22 protein-coding genes are annotated in these 17266 nt (G+C 64.0%); 12 read left to right on the forward strand and 10 right to left on the reverse strand.

The features are described 5' to 3' along the window. The first annotated feature begins 77 nt into the window (after positions 1 to 77). The 3 genes from ASD14_RS06740 (at position 78) to ASD14_RS06750 (ending at position 2852) form a co-directional block, all read left to right on the forward strand. Entirely contained in the window at positions 78 to 929 is an 852-nt protein-coding gene (locus ASD14_RS06740; RefSeq protein ID WP_056130808.1) for an alpha/beta hydrolase-fold protein, read from the forward strand. Positions 930 to 1042: 113 nt separating this feature from the next. Then, positions 1043 to 2218, forward strand: coding sequence for a glycoside hydrolase family 18 protein (locus ASD14_RS06745; protein WP_056130811.1), 1176 nt, complete (start codon positions 1043 to 1045; stop codon positions 2216 to 2218). 67 nt (positions 2219 to 2285) lie between these two features. Then, the gene (locus ASD14_RS06750; RefSeq protein ID WP_056130814.1) at positions 2286 to 2852 is read left to right on the forward strand and encodes a hypothetical protein; all 567 of its coding nucleotides are present in this window, start codon (positions 2286 to 2288) and stop codon (positions 2850 to 2852) included. Between the two features lie 11 nt (positions 2853 to 2863). Here ASD14_RS06750 and ASD14_RS06755 read toward each other — a convergent pair whose 3' ends face one another. After that, complete coding sequence (locus tag ASD14_RS06755) at positions 2864 to 3706, reverse strand: NAD-dependent protein deacetylase (RefSeq protein WP_056130816.1); 843 nt, start codon at positions 3704 to 3706, stop codon at positions 2864 to 2866. A gap of 131 nt (positions 3707 to 3837) precedes the next feature. Here ASD14_RS06755 and ASD14_RS06760 point away from each other — a divergent pair, with 131 nt between their 5' ends. The 3 genes from ASD14_RS06760 (at position 3838) to ASD14_RS06770 (ending at position 7186) form a co-directional block, all read left to right on the forward strand. Further along, entirely contained in the window at positions 3838 to 4755 is a 918-nt protein-coding gene (locus ASD14_RS06760; RefSeq protein ID WP_056130819.1) for a dienelactone hydrolase family protein, read from the forward strand. A 129-nt stretch (positions 4756 to 4884) separates the two neighbouring features. Then, positions 4885 to 5298 carry a BlaI/MecI/CopY family transcriptional regulator gene (locus tag ASD14_RS06765; protein WP_056130821.1) on the forward strand — a complete coding sequence of 138 codons (414 nt, stop codon included), beginning with the start codon at positions 4885 to 4887 and terminating at the stop codon, positions 5296 to 5298. Continuing rightward, the gene (locus tag ASD14_RS06770) at positions 5291 to 7186 is read left to right on the forward strand and encodes a M56 family metallopeptidase (protein WP_056130823.1); all 1896 of its coding nucleotides are present in this window, start codon (positions 5291 to 5293) and stop codon (positions 7184 to 7186) included. The genes ASD14_RS06765 and ASD14_RS06770 overlap by 8 nt, the downstream gene beginning before the upstream one ends. A gap of 97 nt (positions 7187 to 7283) precedes the next feature. Here the strand turns inward: ASD14_RS06770 and ASD14_RS06775 are convergent, their stop codons facing one another. The 3 genes from ASD14_RS06775 to ASD14_RS06785 form a co-directional block, all read right to left on the reverse strand. Further along, the gene (locus ASD14_RS06775; protein WP_056130827.1) at positions 7284 to 7826 is read right to left on the reverse strand and encodes a peroxiredoxin; all 543 of its coding nucleotides are present in this window, start codon (positions 7824 to 7826) and stop codon (positions 7284 to 7286) included. Between the two features lie 70 nt (positions 7827 to 7896). Next, positions 7897 to 8382: a VOC family protein gene (locus ASD14_RS06780; protein WP_056130831.1), complete on the reverse strand. Its 486-nt coding sequence runs from the start codon at positions 8380 to 8382 to the stop codon at positions 7897 to 7899. Between the two features lie 104 nt (positions 8383 to 8486). Then, a complete protein-coding gene (locus ASD14_RS06785) occupies positions 8487 to 9413 on the reverse strand; it encodes a LysR family transcriptional regulator (RefSeq protein ID WP_056130834.1) in 927 nt (308 codons plus the stop codon). Positions 9414 to 9510: 97 nt separating this feature from the next. Between ASD14_RS06785 and ASD14_RS06790 the strand changes: the two genes are divergently transcribed. After that, positions 9511 to 10110, forward strand: a complete 600-nt coding sequence (locus tag ASD14_RS06790; RefSeq protein ID WP_056130836.1) for a short chain dehydrogenase — start codon at positions 9511 to 9513, stop codon at positions 10108 to 10110. Positions 10111 to 10135: 25 nt separating this feature from the next. On the opposite strand, the gene ASD14_RS16315 is transcribed toward ASD14_RS06790, so the two are convergent. The 5 genes from ASD14_RS16315 to ASD14_RS06810 form a co-directional block, all read right to left on the reverse strand. Next, on the reverse strand, positions 10136 to 10279 hold the full coding sequence (locus tag ASD14_RS16315) for a hypothetical protein (protein ID WP_200947029.1): 144 nt from the start codon (positions 10277 to 10279) through the stop codon (positions 10136 to 10138). 118 nt (positions 10280 to 10397) lie between these two features. After that, a complete protein-coding gene (locus ASD14_RS06795; RefSeq protein ID WP_056130839.1) occupies positions 10398 to 10607 on the reverse strand; it encodes a cold-shock protein in 210 nt (69 codons plus the stop codon). A gap of 253 nt (positions 10608 to 10860) precedes the next feature. After that, on the reverse strand, positions 10861 to 11130 hold the full coding sequence (locus ASD14_RS06800) for a hypothetical protein (RefSeq protein WP_056130842.1): 270 nt from the start codon (positions 11128 to 11130) through the stop codon (positions 10861 to 10863). Positions 11131 to 11172: 42 nt separating this feature from the next. Further along, positions 11173 to 11409, reverse strand: a complete 237-nt coding sequence (locus tag ASD14_RS06805) for a hypothetical protein (RefSeq protein ID WP_056130844.1) — start codon at positions 11407 to 11409, stop codon at positions 11173 to 11175. A 130-nt stretch (positions 11410 to 11539) separates the two neighbouring features. Further along, a complete protein-coding gene (locus ASD14_RS06810) occupies positions 11540 to 12223 on the reverse strand; it encodes a methyltransferase domain-containing protein (protein ID WP_056130847.1) in 684 nt (227 codons plus the stop codon). Positions 12224 to 12458: 235 nt separating this feature from the next. Between ASD14_RS06810 and ASD14_RS06815 the strand changes: the two genes are divergently transcribed. The 5 genes from ASD14_RS06815 (at position 12459) to ASD14_RS16030 (ending at position 16099) form a co-directional block, all read left to right on the forward strand. After that, a complete protein-coding gene (locus ASD14_RS06815) occupies positions 12459 to 12935 on the forward strand; it encodes a GNAT family N-acetyltransferase (RefSeq protein ID WP_082538784.1) in 477 nt (158 codons plus the stop codon). A 214-nt stretch (positions 12936 to 13149) separates the two neighbouring features. Then, positions 13150 to 13590, forward strand: coding sequence for an EF-hand domain-containing protein (locus ASD14_RS06820; protein WP_056130850.1), 441 nt, complete (start codon positions 13150 to 13152; stop codon positions 13588 to 13590). Between the two features lie 202 nt (positions 13591 to 13792). Beyond that, on the forward strand, positions 13793 to 14170 hold the full coding sequence (locus ASD14_RS06825) for a YciI family protein (RefSeq protein ID WP_056130853.1): 378 nt from the start codon (positions 13793 to 13795) through the stop codon (positions 14168 to 14170). Between the two features lie 61 nt (positions 14171 to 14231). Then, positions 14232 to 15698: an MATE family efflux transporter gene (locus ASD14_RS06830; RefSeq protein ID WP_056130856.1), complete on the forward strand. Its 1467-nt coding sequence runs from the start codon at positions 14232 to 14234 to the stop codon at positions 15696 to 15698. Between the two features lie 242 nt (positions 15699 to 15940). After that, positions 15941 to 16099, forward strand: coding sequence for a hypothetical protein (locus tag ASD14_RS16030; protein ID WP_157475148.1), 159 nt, complete (start codon positions 15941 to 15943; stop codon positions 16097 to 16099). Positions 16100 to 16103: 4 nt separating this feature from the next. Here ASD14_RS16030 and ASD14_RS06835 read toward each other — a convergent pair whose 3' ends face one another. Beyond that, complete coding sequence (locus ASD14_RS06835; protein ID WP_056130859.1) at positions 16104 to 17201, reverse strand: tetratricopeptide repeat protein; 1098 nt, start codon at positions 17199 to 17201, stop codon at positions 16104 to 16106. Positions 17202 to 17266 lie beyond the last annotated feature (65 nt).

Consider the following 17266-nt stretch of genomic DNA (forward strand, 5'->3'; position numbering starts at 1 on the left):
TCGGCGTGACCGATGGGACAGGCGTAGGCGAATCAGGGGCGGCAATGTGCGCGCCATCAACTCCGGGGAAGTTCACCATGCTGCTGCGCCGACTTGCACTCCTGCTGTTGTGCGTTCCGTTCGCGCTCAACGCGGCGGAAGGCGAACGTCCACATACGGCAGGTCCGACCGTTCGCGATTTCGTACCGCCGTTGCGGATGCCGAAGCTGGGCTTCGCGCGGAAGCTGCGGGTATATCTGCCGCCGGATTACGCACAGGATTCGCAGCGGTATCCGGTGCTGTACATGTTCGACGGGCAGAACCTCTTCGATGATGCCACCAGCTACGCGGGCGAGTGGGGCGTGGACGAGACGATGGACGCGCTGGCGCGCGAGGGTTTCCCCGCCATCGTGATCGGCATCGACCATGGGGGCGAACAGCGCTTCAACGAGCTGATTCCGTATTGGAACGTCCGCTTCCTGCCGAACGCGGGCAGCCTGTTCATCGATGACGTGATCCATGCGATCAAACCTTTCGTGGACGCGAACTACCGCACGTTGCCGGATCGCGATCACACGGCCGTGATGGGCAGCTCACTGGGTGGCCTGTCCGCCGACTACGCGATCCATCGCTACCCGGAAGTGTTTGGCAAGGCCGGAGTGTTCTCGCCTTCGTATTGGGTCTCCGACGAGTCGTTCGCCATAGCCCGGCGCACAGCTCTGCCCGCGGGATCGCGGGTGTATCTCTACACGGGCGGGCGCGAAGGCGAGGAGTCCGTGTCGCAGCTGGAAACGATGGCTTCGATCCTTCGTGCGCATTCCGGCGGCGACAACGGTGTCACGGTGCACGTGGTGCCGGAAGCGGAACACAACGAGGCCGCATGGCGCGCAGAGTTTCCGCGCGCGGTGCGGTGGCTGTTCGACGTTGGAGCCAAGCACGCTGCCAAATGAGATCGCAGGGTCAGGTCTTTTACGCGATCGGGTAACTTGTGCAGGCCGTCACTCGAAGCCTGGCGGGATTCGTTAAGTTCTACTCTTCGCGTAATGCGCCAACGGGAGCCCACGTGTTTCGACAGATCTCGGCAAGTCTTGCGATGTTGTTCGCTGGCATCGTTCTCGCGACGGCCAGTGCGGCCGAACCGCCGATGCGAAGGGTTATCGGCGCGTACTACCCCGGCGGTTCGGCCGAGCGTTACCCGATTTCCCGGATCCCCGCCGACAAGCTCACCCATCTGTTCTATGCCTTTGCGCGGATCGAAAAGGGACGTTGCGTCGCCGGGAACGATGCGGCGGAACATTTCGCCGCGTTGGCGGAACTCAAGAGCAGGCATCCACATCTGCGCGCGATCATCTCCATCGGCGGCTGGACTGCTGATGGCTTCTCCGATGCGGCCCTGACCGCGCGCAGCCGGAAGCGATTCGTCTCGTCCTGCATCGCGCTGTTCTTCGATCGGCATCGCGGCAGTTTCGACGGCTTCGACATCGACTGGGAATACCCGGTTTATGGTGGCCCGGAGCAGGTCACCTCGCGTCCGCAGGACCGGAGCAACATGACCTTGCTCGCGCGCGAGTTCCGCCACCAGCTCGACGCCATGGGCAAACAGAGGAACCAGCACTTCCTGCTCACGGCCGCATTGCCGGCAGGACGACTGCAATCGGCGGGCCCCTTCGACCCGGTGCGCAGCTTCGAACTGGATGAGCTCGCGGAAGTGCTCGATTTCATCAACCTGATGACCTACGACATGGGCACGTCGTTCTCGCCGGTATCGACCTTCAACGCGCCACTGCATGAAGTCGAAAGCGACCCGATGGATCCGCGGCTGCGCCGATGGAACAGCGTTGCCGGCGCCGTCGACTATTACCGTGAGCACGGCGTGCCCGCTGACAAGCTGGTGCTTGGAGTGCCGTTCTATGGGCGCGGCTTCCGTGTTTCATCCGATGCCAACGATGGCCTCTACCAGGCATACACCGCGCCGTACGGAGCAGGCGACTGGCGCGTGATCAAGGAGAAGCTGTTGACCGATCCGCAATGGGAGCAGCACTGGCATCCGGTCGCACGGACGCCGTGGCTGTTCCATCGTGGCGATCGCATCTTCGTGAGTTATGAAGACCCGCGGTCGATCGCGATCCGCGCCGAATATGCCAGGGAGCGGGCCTTGCGTGGCGTCTTCATGTGGGAACTGACTGCTGATGACGACCAGCACAGCCTGCTCCAGGCCATGGCGAAGCCGTTCGAATGATGTGAAGCACCCACCCGGCAATCACTCGCGCACGGTTAGTTTGTCGCGGTGATGGTCGGAGCGGGACATGGGCAACGCGGCTCTGGAACACCAGTTGTGGTTGTTGCTCGGGGTGGGGGTGCTCCCACTCTGGCTTCTGGCCGGCTTGTGTGACTACATCACCCACGCGCGAACACGCATCGCGGAGACTTCGGGCGTGCCCGAGTCGTTCCTGCATCTCCTGCAGACGGCGGAGATCGGCGTGCCGTTGCTGGCCGTGTTGCTGCTGGAAGTGAACGCACTTGTGCTGGTGCTCGCCGTGGCGGGTGTGGTTGCCCATTCGCTCACGGCCTACGTCGATGTGCGCTATGCACTGCCGCGCCGGCACGTGAGTGCTTTCGAGCAGTTCGTGCATGCGTTCCTGATCGTGTTGCCGTTCACGGCGCTGGCATTGGTAGTGATCCTGCACTGGACGCAGTTCGCGTCGTTGTGGCGCGGCGATGCATCCTGGGTGCTGGAATGGAAGCGGCATCCTTGGGATGCCAGGATGATTGCCAGCGTGTTAGCCGGATCGCTGCTTTTTGGCGTGCTTCCAGGCGTTTACGAATTCATGCGCACCTGGCGGGCGAGGGCACGAACAAACGCAGCGTCATGACGCAGCGTGAGCTAGTTTTGCGCGAGGACGCTCGCGGCCAGCGTCGACTCGCAGTCCGCATGCAGCTTGAGCGTGGCGAGATCATCCGCGCGCGTGATCCCGCGGGTCAGGATGGCGAGCGGCAATCCTGACTCGCGCGCCATGCGGGCGAAGCGGAAACCCGAATACACCATCAGCGACGAGCCGGCCACGAACATCGCATCGGAGTGTTGCAGGGCTGCTGCGGCGGCTTCGAAGCGCGCTCGCGGCACGTTCTCGCCGAAGAACACGACGTCAGGCTTCAACAGGCCGCCGCACCGCGGGCAGGGCGGCGGAGTGAAAGCGCTGAAGTCCAGATGGTCGAGGTCGGCGTCACCGTCGGGCGCGGCGCTGGCGGTAGTCGAGCTCCATTCGGGATGCGCATCGGCGAGCATCGCCTGCACGGATGCTCGCGATACGCGCGCGGTGCACGCGAGGCAGACGACCTGGTCGATCCGCCCATGCAGATCGATGACCTCGCGCTGTCCGGCGTGGCTGTGCAAACCATCGACATTCTGCGTGACCAGCATCGATATCTTGCCTTGCGCCTCCAACGTCGCGAGTGCTGCGTGCGCCCGGTTTGGGCGTGCACTGGCTACCACCGGCCAGCCGACGAAGCTGCGCGCCCAGTAGCGCGCACGCATCGCCGGATCCTGCACGAATGCCTGGTAGGTGATCGGTGCGCGGCGCTTCCACTCGCCATCGGCGCCGCGATAGTCCGGAATGCCCGAATTGGTGCTGACGCCGGCCCCGGTGAGCACGAATATCGAACGGTATTCGTCCAGCCACGCGCTGAGCGTTTCGGCAGTTTCGATTTCGATAGTGGTCACTGACATGGGGCCGATTATGCCGATGCCGTTCGGCCACCCACGCCGGCTGGCGTGAAAACGAGGAGTAGTTTCCTTAACAGGCTCGTCGCTATCCTCGTCATGCCGCTTCTCGCCACCTATCCCGCGTCGAGGTTCCCATGCCGAATACACCGCGCAAGAAGGCCAGCGATTTCGATCCCGAGGTGCTGCGCCTGTTCGATCAGTACGTCCATGGCCTCATCGACCGGCGTGGATTCCTCACGGGAGCCGCGCGCTTTGCGGTAGGCGCTTCGGGCGCGGCGGGATTGCTGGCTGCACTCAGCCCGCAGTTCGTCGCGGCGCAGCAGGTGAAGCCGGACGACAGGCGCCTTGCGACGAAGTACCTCGAATTCGCTTCGCCCGAGGGTTATGGGAAGGCACGCGGGTACCTGGCGAAACCAGCGAAGGCAAAAGGGCCGCTGCCCGTGGTGCTCGTCGTGCATGAGAACCGAGGCCTCAATCCGCATATCGAAGACATCACGCGCCGGCTCGCACTCGAGGACTACATCGCCTTCGCGCCGGATGCGTTGTTCCCGCTGGGTGGCTATCCCGGTGACGAGGACAAGGCACGCGCCGAGTTCGCCAAACTCGACCAGGCGAAAACACGACGGGACTTCCTCGCGGCGGCGCGGATGTCGCGGAACATCGAAGGCGGCAATGGCAGGCTGGGCGTGGTGGGCTTCTGCTATGGCGGTGGAATGGCCAATTTCCTGGCCACGCAGTTGCCCGATCTCGGCGCTGCCGCGCCGTTCTATGGCAGCCCGCCGCCACTGGAAGACGTCCCGAAGATCAAGGCGGAGCTGCTGGTCGTGCTCGCCGGGAACGACGAACGCATCAACGCCGCGTCGCCTGCCTACGAATCCGCGCTGAAGCAGGCAGGCGTCCGCTACTCGGTGTACCAGCCGGCCGGTACGCAGCACGGCTTCAACAACGACACCACGCCACGCTATGACGGGGACGCCGCACGCGAGGCCTGGAAGCGCACGCTGGCGTTGTTCGAGCGCACGTTGAGGAAGAAGGGCCCGGCCAAGACCTGAAGCAGCAGGCGGCATGCGTATTGTTGAGCTGACAGGCTGCTGGACCCGTGCCATCAGTCATAGACCAAAATGTCTAGACAACATGGTCTACATGATCTAGCGTGTGTCCATCCCCGATGGATGCCCGCAATGCCGAAGACCGCCGCCAAACCCACCAAGCCACCCAAACCCACAGCGGCGGAGCTCGATCTGCTCCGCGTGATCTGGAGGCTCGGCTCGTCGACGGTCAAGGATGTCCACCAGGAACAGCTGCGCGAACGCCCGGATCTGGCGTACGCCACCGTGTTGCGGCTGATGCAGGTCATGCATGCGAAAGGACTGCTCTTTCGCGATGAAAGCCAGCGTTCGCACGTCTACGCCGCCGCGCACGAGCGTGATGCGCTGCAGACGAACCTGCTTCGCGACCTGATCCAGAAGGCATTCGCGGGTTCGGGAAAGGACCTCGTCCTCGCCGCCCTGAGCGAGCACGTCAGCGCGAAGGAGCGCGAGGAAATCCGTCGGTTCCTGAAAGAGGACGCCCGTAAGGAGAACGGCAATGAATGAGACCCTGGAACTGCTGGTGCCCGTGCTGGGCCGCGCCCTGCTCAACTTCCTCTGGCAGGGCGCCCTGATCGGGGTCATTGCCGCACTGCTGCTGCAGGCCACGCGCCACGCGCGACCACAGCTGCGCTACGCCATCGCATGCCTTGCATTGCTCGCGTGCGCCGTGGCGCCCGTGGCGGACGTTGCAAGGCAATTCGCGGTATCCGGATCCGAGGACACTGCGCCGGTCATGGTCGCGTCGATTGCAGCATTCGCGCCGGTGATTTCGCAGGCAGCTGCGAATACCACGGCGTGGCGCATCGATGATGCGCTGCCCTGGATCGTCGCGTTGTGGGCCATCGGCGCATGCGTGCTGTCGCTGCGCATGGCGATGGGCGTGTGGTGGATCCAGCGGCTTTGCGCTTCGCCACAGTGCGACACGCAACGCAGCTGGCAGGCGCGACTGGATGCAATCGCCGGCCACTTCGGACTGCGTCGTCGCGTCACGCTGCGCCTGGTGGATGCGCTGGCCACGCCGGCTTCGGTGGGGTGGTGGCGCCCCGTCGTGCTGCTGCCGACGGCACTGCTGACACGCATGCCCGTGGATCTGATCGAAGCCTTGCTCGCACACGAACTCGCGCACATCCGCCGCCACGACTACCTGGTGAACCTGCTGCAGGGCGCCGTGGAAGCGATGCTGTTCTATCACCCGGTCACGTGGTGGCTGTCGCGGCAGATCCGCATCGAACGCGAACACATCGCCGATCGCATGGCCGTGGAAGTCGCGGTGGAACCGCGCCGGCTCGCCTTCGCGCTTTCCGAATTGTCCGGATGCATGGCATCCGCCGCTCCCATGCCCTCGCTGGTACTCGCCGCTAATGGAGGTCGCCTCATGTCCCGCATCGAACAGCTCATTCGCCCCGGTATCCGCCGCAGCAGCGGACGCATTGCCTTCCCGTTGATCGGGTTCGCCACCGCGTGCCTGGCGTTCTATGCCCACGCGCAGATCAACAGCAAAACTGCGCCGCCGGCTTCGCCCGTCGCCGCCGTATCATCGGCGCCGGCCGTTGCTCCGGTTGCGTCGACGCTTCCCGTCCCAGCGGCGGCGCCGGGACCCGTTCTCGCGCAGGCACCGGTCGCGCGCGCAGGCAACCACATGCGCATGCACGACGGCCACGGCGGCGCGTCTTTTGCACTGGTCAGGAAGGGCGCGGGTTACACGATGACTGGATCCAGCGACGATACGGACGACATCGAGGCCGCGCGCAGCAACATCGACGGCGACTTTGTCTGGTTCCGCAAGGGCGACCAGGCCTATGTGATCGACGATCCCGCCACCGTCAGTCGCGCGGCGGCCGCATGGGCCGAAACCGACAAGCTCGGCACCCGCATGGAAGCGCTCGGCAGCCAGATGGAAGTGCACGGCAAGAAGATGGAAGCGCTTGGCCGGCAGATGGAGCAGCTGTCCGCGGGCAATGCGGAAAGTGCAGCGATGAAGGCCGCGGGTGTGCGCATGGAGGGCCTCGGCCGGCAGCAGGAACAACTGGCCTCGAAGCAGGCGAAGCTTGCTCTGGCGATGATCGATGCCGACGAAGCACGCAAGGAACAGCTTTCACGTGAGATGGAGCAGCTGTCGGCGCAGCAGGAAGCGCTCAGCGGCCAGATGGAAGCGCAGTCGCGCATAGTGGAGGCCGAAGGTTCGCGCATCGAACAGCGCATGCAACCGATGGAGGCGCTGGGCCGGCAGATGGACGAGGCCGGCAAGCCCATGGAAGCGCTGGGCGAGCAGATGGATGTACTGGGCGAACAGATGGACAAGCTGAGTACGCAGGCCGAACGCGAGACGCTGTCGCTGATCGACGAAGCCATGACGAAGGGGCTGGCGAAGCCGGCACCCGTGCGCCGCTAGGGATTGCTTTTGTAACGGCAAACGGGACGCCATGAGCGTCCCGTTTGCTTTCAGGCTTCAGGCAGCACGCCGTGTACCCGGGGTGTTTCGCGGCGATCTACTTCTTCAGCGCCTTCACCGCTTCCAGCATCTCTTTCACGTGCTGGTTCGGCTTCAGGTCGGAATAGACGTGCGCGATCGACCCTGACGGAGATATCACGTAGGACGTGCGGCTCGACCACTCCGGCTTGGCGCTGAGCGTCGCGTCGTACTGCTTCGCGATCTTCGCGCCCGGATCGGCGGCCACCGGGAACTTGCCGCCGCAGTGTTCGGTTTCCTTCGAGAACGCGGCGAGTTCATCCACGTTGCCGGCAGTGATGCCGATGACCGTCGCGCCCTGCGCCTTGAAGTCGTCGATCGCTTCGGAGAACTGGTGTGCTTCGAGGTTGCAGCCCGGCGTGTGCGCGGCGGGGAAGAAGTACACGACGACGGGGCCCTTCTTCAGCGCGTCGGCGAGCTTGTAGGTGAACGGCTTGCCCGCGAGATAGGCCGGCGCGGTGAAGTCGGGGGCCTTCGTGCCCGGCGTGAGGGCTGCGAAGGAAGGCGCGGCAAACGAGGCCGCGGCAACGAGGCCGATGGCGGCGAACTTCAGCGGTTTCATCCAGGCGCTCCAGTGGGGTGACGGCTGCGTTATACGGCAAAAGCCCCGGTCCAGGCGCGAAACCTTCGTCTCAATGCTGTGTCTTCGGGTTCTTTTGCTGTTTCATCGCCCATTCCTCGCCGCGACGTTTCATCTCCTCGTCGCTGACGTCTTCCTTGTGCGTGCCCAGCATCCATTTGTGCCCGAACGGATCGATCACCGTGCCCATGCGGTCGCCCCAGAACTGGTCCTCGGCGGGTTGCACGAGTTTTGCACCGGCCTTGACGGCCTGGTCCATCGCGGCGTCGACATCGGGCACGTAGATCATGAAGCCGCCGGTCGCGCCGCCCCGGGTCTTGGGACTTAGCGCATCCCACTCCTCGAATTCGTCGGAAAGCATGAAGCGCGAATCGCCGATCTGCATTTCCGCATGTCCGATCTTGTCGCCTACTGGCAGCCGATAGGTTTCTTTCGCGCCGAAGGCCTTTGCGTAGAACTCCATGGCCTTGCTGGCGTCATCGACGATCGCGGTTGGCGTGATGCTGTGATAGCCGGAAGGAATCGGATTCACTGCCATGACACTGCCTCCATCAGACGGAACTGGCAGCGTGCTCGCGCATTCGTTACAGGTGGATGAGCGCGACGTTTCGAGCAGGGAAAGTGCCCGACGCCTGCCTGCTGCTAGCGCAACAGATCCGAATGCGCCGGATCCTGGAACCATTCGATGACGAAGTCGCGGAATGCACGCGAACGCTGCGGCAGATGTTCGCGGCTCGGGTACACCAGGGCAACCGGCGTTACGGGCAGCCGCCATTCGGGCAGTAGTTCCACCAACCGCCCCGCGTGTAATTCGTCGATCACAAGGTAGCGTGGCAACCGCGCGATGCCGATTCCGCGCAAGGCGGCGCGGCGCATGCCGATGAAGTGGTTGATCGCCAGCGAGCCCTGCACCGGCACGGTGATGCTTTCGTCGCCGCGTTGCACGATCCACTGTCCGTCGTCGCGGAAGGAACGGTTGCGCAGGGCTTCGAGCGCGCGCAGCTGCATTGGTTCGGTGATGCCGTCAGGCGCATGGAGCGACAGGTAATCGGGGCTGGCGACGATCAGCTCGCGCATCACGCCAATGCCGCGCGCAATCAGCGAAGGATCCAGCGTTCGTGCCATGCGGATAGCGAAGTCGAAACCTTCTCCGATCAGGTCGCGCTGCGCGATCGACAAATCCACATCGAAGCGCACCAGGGGATGGCGTGCGCTGAAGTCCGCCAGCAGGTCGACCAGGAAACTGTCGCCAAGCGACGTCGGTGCCGTGATGCGCAGCAGCCCATCGACTTCGGTGCGCACGGAGGAAACGGCGCGCTCGCCGTCACCGAGCAGGTCGCGGGCCTGTCGCGCGTAGTCGAGGTAGAGCCGGCCGGCCTCGGTGAGTGCGATCCGACGCGTCGTGCGGTGGAGCAGGCGCACGCCGAATGCGGTTTCCAGCTCGCTGACCTGCTTGCTGATGTAGGCCTTGGACACGCCCAGGCGCTCGGCTGCGCGGGTGAAACTCCCGCTCTCGGCCACGGTGAGCAGGGCCAGTGCCTGATCGAAGCGATGGCTGACTGTTTCCATTGGTAAACAGTATTTCCACTTTAGGCCGGATTATCCAATTCTTCCGCTTGATTAAAGTCGCTGCCAAGACCAATCCGGTCGCGAGTGAAGAGACGATATGAAGATTCTTCTGGTAGGTGCCCATGGCACGGTTGGCCGGGGCGTAGCGACGGAGCTGAAGGCGCGGCACGAGGTGATCGCCGCGGGCCGGCGCGGTGCGACAGTCACTCTGGACCTGGCGGATGCGGCGAGCATTCGCAAGGCATTGGAATCACTGGGGCCGGTGGATGCGATCGTGTCGGCGGCCGGGCAGGTTGGTTGGGCGCCACTGCTGGAACTGACGCAGGAGCAATGGGCTTACAGCGTCGCCAACAAGCTGATGGGGCAGGTGAACCTTGCGCTGGTTGGCCAGGAGTTCCTGCGCGATGGCGGGTCGATCACCCTCACGTCGGGGGTGCTGTTTGACCAGCCAGTGCCTTATGGCGCGGCGGCGAGCCTGGCGAACGGTGGCATCGAAGCCTTCGTTCGCGCAGCTGCAATCGAACTGCCGCGCGGCCTGCGCATCAATGCGGTCAGCCCGGGAGTGCTCGCGGAATCGATGGAGGACCTGGGACCGTTCTTCCGCGGCTTCGAGCCGGTGTCGGCCGCGCGCGTCGCGCTGGGTTACAGCCGGTCAGTCGAGGGGTCGGATACCGGCAAGGTCTACGCGGTTCAGTGAGCTGAAGGGGCCTGTCGGCCTCCTATCAGGAACCTGACGTGGTGTCCTTGGACGAAGGCGGATTCGCAGCGTCCTTGGCGGCCTGCTTCTTGGCCTGCTTTTCGTCATTCTTCTTTTTCTTGGCCAGTTCACGCTGGCGCTTTTCGAAAGAGTAGTTGGGCTTGGCCATGGTCGCGTCTCGCTTGTATGGGGATGGCGTATGGGATGGCGGTGGCTGAAGAGCCGTACCGCTGAAAAAAGAAGCCCGGCCTAAGCCGGGCTCCTGGTCTTGCTTGTGCCTGAAAGGATCAGACGGTCTGGACTTCGTCAGCCTGCAGGCCCTTCTGGCCCTTGGCGACTACGAAGGTGACCTTCTGGCCTTCCTGCAGGCTCTTGAAGCCCGAGGACTGGATCGCGCGGAAATGCACGAACACATCTTCGCCGTTTTCACGGCTGATGAAGCCAAAGCCCTTGGCGTCGTTGAACCACTTGACGGTACCGGTTTCACGATTCGACATCGTTGTAACTCCTTGGAACGGATGAATGCCGCTGGTGCGGCGGAAGCTGGTTGCAAGGAGAAGCGGGGTGCAACGATGTAGTGAAACGGAATCTACAACATCGGGCCACGATTCAGGGTGACCCTTGGCGAACTCAGCTTGGCCACGGTAAGTGCCCGGGGCCCACAAAGCAAATGTTTTTCGCTCTTCGGTTCAGTTTCAGGGTTTCTGGTGCCGCTATCGGGCGATTCAGAGACTGAAGTGCGCGGATTTTTCAGCGCTGGTGCAGCGGGATCAGCGATGCCCGCAGCTTGCTCTGGTCCAGCAGTTCGCGAAGCCGCTGCTCCACGTTGGGCAGATCCGGCAGTTGCTGCGAGGCATACAGCGAATACGTCGGCCGGTCGCTCCCGTGCGGGCCGGGCTGGCGCCCGACGCTCACGTGGGGCGTCTGGCAGGCGCGCGCCCATAGCGCCTGCAACTGGGTGGGACCGATGCTCTGTCCCTGGCCCAGGGTGAATCTGAAGATCGCGATCTGGTGCTTCATGCCAACTTCCTTCGTAAGGCTACGTACGTGTTCGACGTGCTGTCAGCGCGAGCTTCGGCGTCCGGCACCGGGACGTACCGGTGTAGGCGTAGGTGCATCGGGTGCGGATCCGGCTTCACCGAGCTTCTTGAGCACCTGCGTCACGCCGAGCACTTCGATGCGGCCGCCCGATTTCTGGAAGGTGCGCAGGTCGTTGGCGATGCGTTCACTGGTGAGCAGCCGGGAATCGGGCTCTTTTTGCCGGAAGGTTCGGTCGGCAGGCGGACGTAGGCGTGCCATGGGGTGGTCTCCTGTCAGTAGATGGCGAGGCGGGTGTCGCACGCGAGCCCATCGGGGCATGCGGCGCAATCCACGCGTGGGTGGGTGGGTAGCGGAGCGGGCGCGTTGCGTGTCGCGCGGCTTCCGATCGTCATGCCGGACATGTCGCAACTCCGGCGGCATCGCGGTGGTATTTCAGAAGCCGCCCGCGATAGGGCGGCTTGTCTTCATCGTTCATCGCGCATCGCGATTGCTCGAGTTCGTAGCCCTGCACCTGCATGAAGCGGGTGAACCGCGCGCTGTTGCCGCGCCCCGGGTCGGTCACCACCACCTGCGCCTTGTCGCGCGCATGACGCTCGATCACGTCGCTGATGAGTCCGGCATGGCCCTGTTCGTAGAGCACATCGCTGGCCACGATCACATCGAACTGGCCGAGCGTCGGCAGCGGCTGGTCCCAGCGCAGCTGGCGGTAATGCACGGCCGGAAGTTCATTGAGCGCCGAGTTGTACGCGAGGAACGGCTCGGCCAGCGGATGGATATCGCTTGCGACCACGTCGAAGCCCCGGCGTTGCAGCACCAGGCTCGCCAGGCCAATCCCGCAACCGAGTTCGAGGATGCGTTCGTCGCCCTTGAGACTCAGCTGGAGCATCGCCTGCGCCAGAAGCAGCCCGGCAGGCCAGACCTGCCCGAAAAGACTCCATTGCGCTGCGGAAATGCCCAGGCGTTCGCCGTGACCGTCGGGATCGCCGAATTGCTGGAGATCGCTCAACACACGCAGCCGCCAGGGCTGGCCGCCAATGGTCAGCGAGAGCTTGCGGGTCGAGTAGCCTGGCAACGGCGCTCCCGTGGGGGCGTCACCCTGGAACAGGGTGATGGCGCATGAAGGGAGCGAAGCGAGCGACCGGGCGGTCGGGCGGGACGCGCGAATGAAACGGCTTGCTGCCGGCAAGCGTACACCACCGGCAGCAGGGGGTTGTGAACCAACGGTGGCGGTTCGGCCGGTAAGCGCCGCCAATCGTCAAGCGAACTCGCTGTAGTCTCCGCAGCGGTTCGTGGGAAGGACACACATCATGCTGAGGGACGCACGCCCCGGCGAACTCGATCGACTCGCGCAGATCTGGTACCACGGATGGCAGGACGCACACGCCTCCCTCCTGCCGGAGGAACTCAAGCGGCTCCGCACGCTGGAAAGCTTTCGCGACCGGCTGCTGCAAGGGCTGGCGAGCACGCGCGTGGCGGAGATCGATGGTGACGTCGTGGGTTTCTGCACGTTGAGGGATGACGAGCTGTATCAGCTCTTCGTCAGCGCTCCTGCGCGTGGAAAGGGAGTCGCAGCTGCGCTCGTTGCCGATGCCGAGATGCGTCTCAAGGAGGCCGGCGCCGCAAAGGCCTGGCTCGGCTGTGCGATCGGCAACGACCGTGCAGCGCGGTTTTACGAGAAATGCGGATGGACCCGCGCCGGGTCGTCGGTGGTTGCCGTGGAGACGAGCGAAGGCCCGTTTGATCTCGAGGTGTGGCGCTACGAAAAGCACCTGGAAGTCGTGTAGCGAGGACCGCGGCTCGCGTGTCCTCTGATGGCTATCTGCTGCTCGAGCACTGCCCATCGGTGAAATGAACCGGCTTTGCCACAAGGCTCATGAAGGTGAAGCCCGTTTCCACGCGCTCGTATACGTTTTGCTCCGGAAGTCTCACCACTCGTTTACGTACCGGCTGCGAGCTTTGCGCTGCAATACGCCGCTGCATTCATAGGGAGACTTCCAAATGAAACCGAGCAAGATCGCCATCCTTTCCGCAGCGTTGTCACTGGCTGTAGTTGCCGGCTGCAATCGTGCCGATGAAACGGCACGCACCGAGCCGGCCACCACGACACCTTCGACAACGCCGGACACGACCACGACACCGTCAACCACGACGCCGAGTACGAGCACGGCGACCACCGACACCACCGGCACGCCGGATACGACCACGGCGCCTGGGATCGAACCCACCACGCCGGTTCCGCCGGCAACGACGACGGCCGATGCAACCACGTCGTTCGACGACATGGACACCAACAACGACGGCAGCATTTCGCAGGACGAACTACCCGATACCAGTTCGCTTCGCCAGAACTTCTCGATGGCGGACAAGGACGGCAATGGCACGTTGTCGAGAGCCGAAGTCGACGCCCAGCGCGCCAACACGATGCCGCCTGGTGGCTGATCGGGTCGGCTGATCGCCAGGCAATGACGAAGACCCGCCAGCCGGCGGGTCTTCTGTTTGCCTGCGAGGAATGGCTGCAAGCGGACGGGTGCCGATGGCCTGGAAGATTTTCAGGAAACCAATGTCGATTCCCCGCGGCTTCATTCGTCGCTTCTGCAAGAGCCGGCAATCCAGCCGGACAACCAGTACGAGGAGCAACGCGATGCGATTTCTTTCCATGGTCCGGATCAATGAAAACTCCGGCATGCAGCCGAGCGAACAGCTGATGGCGGACATGGGCCGCCTGATAGAGGAGATGACCAAGGCGGGCGTCCTGCTCGATACCGCACGCCTTCGCCCGACCGCCGAGGGCGTTCGCGTGAAGCTCCGCAGCGGCCAGACCAGCGTGGTGGACGGACCTTTCACGGAGAGCAAGGAAGTCATCGGCGGATACGCCGTTGTGAAGGCCGATTCGATGGACGAAGCCGTCGAGCTGACGCGCCGCTTCCTGCTCACCCACGGCCCCGAGTGGGAAATCGAATGCGAGGTCCGCCAGCTGGAAGAACCCGATTTCGCCAACCTGCAGTGCGGCACCGCCTGAGTCAAAGGAGTCTTCGCCTGCGTGCGGTTAAGCTCCCGGGAGCTTCCCGCACGCCGCCCGGATGAAACGCCGCGATCTCACGCAGGGGCCGATTGCCTCCACGCTGTTCCTCTTCGCACTGCCGATCCTCGGCGGCAACGTGTTGCAGTCGCTCAATGGCTCGGTGAATGCCGTGTGGGTCGGCCGCTTCCTCGGCGAGGAAGCACTGACCGGCGTGGCGAACGCGAACAACATCCTGTTCTTCCTGCTCGGCGCGGTGTTCGGCGTGGGCATGGCTGCAACTATCCTGGTCGGGCAGGCGATGGGCCGGCACGACCAGGCCGGTGCGAAGCGGGTGATCGGCACGAGCGCGACTTTCTTCTTCAGCGTGTCGCTGCTCGTCGCCGCGATTGGCCTGCCGTTCTCACGGCATGTGCTGGCGTGGATGGGAACACCCGCTGCGGCACTGCCTTACGCCGATGCGTACCTCAAGATCATCTTCGCGGCGGTGCCATTCCTGTACCTGTTCGCCTTCCTGTCGGCGATCCTGCGCGGTGCCGGCGACACGCGCACTCCGTTCGCTTTCCTGTTGCTGGTCGTCGTCCTCGACATCGTGTTCAACCCGCTGCTGATCTTCGGCATCGGGCCCATGCCGGAGATGGGTATCGCCGGCGCCGCGACCGCCACGCTGATCGCCAATGCGATCGGCCTGACCTCGATGCTGCTGTGGTTGCGCCATCGCCGCCACGCGCTGTGGATCAGTCGCGGCGAGCGTGGGCTTTACCGGCCCGACTTCGCCATCGTCCGCGCTCTGGTCACCAAGGGCGTGCCGATGGGCATGCAGATGATCGTGATCTCGCTGGCGATGATCGCGATGATGACGATGGTCAACGGCCACGGCACCGATACCACCGCGGCTTATGGCGCCGCGCTGCAGTTGTGGACCTACGTGCAGATGCCGGCGATGGCGATCGGTGCGGCGTGCTCGTCGATGGCCGCGCAGAATGTCGGGGCGCGGCAATGGGATCGCGTGGCCGCGACCACGCGCAGCGGCGTGATCTTCAATTTCGTGCTCACCGGTGCGCTGATCGCACCGTTGATCCTGTTCGATCGCCATACGCTCGCATTGTTCCTTCCGGCGGCAAGCCCGGCGCTTGAAGTGGCACGGCACCTCAACCACATTGCGGTGTGGTCGTTCCTGTTCTTCGGCGTGACGTTCGTGATCGCAGGCGTGGTACGGGCGACGGGCGCGGTGATTCCGCCGCTGCTGATCCTCGCGTTCGCGTTGTGGGGCGTGCGCGTGCCGTTCGCCAACTGGCTGCAACCGCAGCTGGGCGTCGATGCGATCTGGTGGAGTTTTCCGGCCAGTTCACTGGTGTCGCTGACGCTGTCCGTCGCCTATTACCGTTGGGGCGGTTGGCGCAAGGCGCGCATGCTGCCAACGAAGCCAGATGAAGTCGCCATTCCGTCGGAAGTGCCCGCGGGTGCGACCGCGCCCGTGGCGGATCCGGGAGCGCGTTGCGAGGACGAAGCGCCGCAAAGCGCATGACCTGCAGCGAGCCGGGCTTTCACGGTGCCGCCGATGTGTGACTTCATGTGCACTTTGAAAAAAGCGGCTTACAGATTCCCAAGTCAGGCACATGAACGTGTCCGCGTTCATGCTTCACACAACAATCACACCTAGACTTTGTCGCGAAGCAGGGGTCCTACAAGGACAGCAGCGTGCGCAGGCGAAGAACCGGTGCATGGACGCCTGCACCACGCCTCCACTTATGCCGTCCGGATATCGCCGTGCCTCGCATCGACCTGCTTCTCATCCTTGTCCTCGCCGCTGTCTGCGGAGCCATCACCGCTTCCGCGACCGGCCACTTCGAACCCTTGCCGCTGTTCGCGGGCGTGATCGTCGCGGGCGTCGTGCGCAGCTTGCGCACGGCACGCCAGCGCGGCTGAGCGATCAGTTCGAAGAACGCTTCAACCCCGGTAATTTCAACTCCTGCAACTGGGCGCGATAGGCGGCGCGGGTAGCGCCGTCGGTCAGCGCCTGCGCGCGCTTGAGAGCGCGGCCCGCGCCGCGTGCATTGCCGGCCTTCAGGTACGCGCGCGCCAGCGCCGAATAGAAGCGATGCTCGCCCGCGTGCAGGCGGATTGCCAGCCGGTAGTGACGGATCGCCTGCGTGTAGTCGCCGTTGCGCTCGTAATCCATCGCCTGCATGAAGTGGTGCAGTGGATCCCTCTGCTGCACGCGATCGAGACGCCGGCGGAATTCCTCTTCGCGCCGTGCATCGCCGAGGCGCCGGCTCAGGCTGATCATGTTGAACAGCGCGCCGTCTTCCTCGGGATCCAGTTTCAGCGCCTGCTGGTAGGCGCGCTGCGCAGCGGAAACACTGCCTTGTCGCAGCAGCAGGACACCGGCATTGCTCCAGATGGGAGCGTAGGTCGCATCCTGGGCCAGGGCCGCATCCATCAATTCCTGGCCAGCCGTTGCGTTGCTCCGTGCGAGCTGGTCCATGGCGAGATTGTTGTAGTAGTGCGCAAGCAACCGCCGTTCCGTCATCGCCACGGGGCGATCGCCCGCGATCAGCGTGTCGCCTGACGTATCGATGGTGAACGATTGCCCGTCGATGCGGACACCCGCGTTGATGTGGTTGTTGCGAAAGATCGTGTTCTGCTCCTGGTGCCAGGACAGCGTGTCCTCGATTTCCTGTGGACGCGCATCGATTCCTGCTTCTCGCGCAAGTGCGAGGAAGAGCAGGGTGAACGACAGGCAGTTGGCCCGGCGCTGCGCATAGGTCTGCTCGACCGTATATGTCGCGCCCTGGTCGTAGGTGATGGCGAGCGCGTCGGCATCGAGCATGAAGTGCAGGACCTGCTCGAGGCGTTGCCGCCCGGTTGCAGGTGACGAGAGCACCTCGTCGTGGAAGCGCTGGCGAAGTTCCGCTGGTACGGCGGTGACCGATGCCGCGGGCTCAACTGCAACCGGAATAGCAGGAACAACCGCGCCTTCGCCGGGTTCGCCAAGGAATAGGGCGGTCGCAAGAAACAGCGCGTGCATGGCAGACCCCCGACGCACGGACAGACGGCCTGCGGCGAGTGTATTCCCGCCGCCGTATGCCGGCG

The sequence above is a fragment of the Lysobacter sp. Root494 genome, assembly GCF_001427225.1.
Lineage (GTDB): Bacteria > Pseudomonadota > Gammaproteobacteria > Xanthomonadales > Xanthomonadaceae > Agrilutibacter.

Bases quoted from the DNA above. Each gene is read 5' to 3' on its own strand.
- ASD14_RS06760 (WP_056130819.1), top strand. From the start codon at position 3,838: ATGCCGAATACACCGCGCAAGAAGGCCAGCGATTTCGATCCCGAGGTG.
- ASD14_RS06820 (WP_056130850.1), top strand. From the start codon at position 13,150: ATGAAACCGAGCAAGATCGCCATCCTTTCCGCAGCGTTGTCACTGGCT.
- ASD14_RS06825 (WP_056130853.1), top strand. From the start codon at position 13,793: ATGCGATTTCTTTCCATGGTCCGGATCAATGAAAACTCCGGCATGCAG.
- ASD14_RS06750 (WP_056130814.1), top strand. From the start codon at position 2,286: ATGGGCAACGCGGCTCTGGAACACCAGTTGTGGTTGTTGCTCGGGGTG.
- ASD14_RS06770 (WP_056130823.1), top strand. From the start codon at position 5,291: ATGAATGAGACCCTGGAACTGCTGGTGCCCGTGCTGGGCCGCGCCCTG.
- ASD14_RS16315 (WP_200947029.1), bottom strand. From the start codon at position 10,279: ATGGCCAAGCCCAACTACTCTTTCGAAAAGCGCCAGCGTGAACTGGCC.
- ASD14_RS06740 (WP_056130808.1), top strand. From the start codon at position 78: ATGCTGCTGCGCCGACTTGCACTCCTGCTGTTGTGCGTTCCGTTCGCG.
- ASD14_RS06805 (WP_056130844.1), bottom strand. From the start codon at position 11,409: ATGGCACGCCTACGTCCGCCTGCCGACCGAACCTTCCGGCAAAAAGAG.
- ASD14_RS06790 (WP_056130836.1), top strand. From the start codon at position 9,511: ATGAAGATTCTTCTGGTAGGTGCCCATGGCACGGTTGGCCGGGGCGTA.
- ASD14_RS06800 (WP_056130842.1), bottom strand. From the start codon at position 11,130: ATGAAGCACCAGATCGCGATCTTCAGATTCACCCTGGGCCAGGGACAG.
- ASD14_RS06775 (WP_056130827.1), bottom strand. From the start codon at position 7,826: ATGAAACCGCTGAAGTTCGCCGCCATCGGCCTCGTTGCCGCGGCCTCG.
- ASD14_RS06795 (WP_056130839.1), bottom strand. From the start codon at position 10,607: ATGTCGAATCGTGAAACCGGTACCGTCAAGTGGTTCAACGACGCCAAG.
- ASD14_RS06830 (WP_056130856.1), top strand. From the start codon at position 14,232: ATGAAACGCCGCGATCTCACGCAGGGGCCGATTGCCTCCACGCTGTTC.
- ASD14_RS06780 (WP_056130831.1), bottom strand. From the start codon at position 8,382: ATGGCAGTGAATCCGATTCCTTCCGGCTATCACAGCATCACGCCAACC.
- ASD14_RS06815 (WP_082538784.1), top strand. From the start codon at position 12,459: ATGCTGAGGGACGCACGCCCCGGCGAACTCGATCGACTCGCGCAGATC.
- ASD14_RS06835 (WP_056130859.1), bottom strand. From the start codon at position 17,201: ATGCACGCGCTGTTTCTTGCGACCGCCCTATTCCTTGGCGAACCCGGC.
- ASD14_RS06765 (WP_056130821.1), top strand. From the start codon at position 4,885: ATGCCGAAGACCGCCGCCAAACCCACCAAGCCACCCAAACCCACAGCG.
- ASD14_RS06785 (WP_056130834.1), bottom strand. From the start codon at position 9,413: ATGGAAACAGTCAGCCATCGCTTCGATCAGGCACTGGCCCTGCTCACC.
- ASD14_RS06755 (WP_056130816.1), bottom strand. From the start codon at position 3,706: ATGTCAGTGACCACTATCGAAATCGAAACTGCCGAAACGCTCAGCGCG.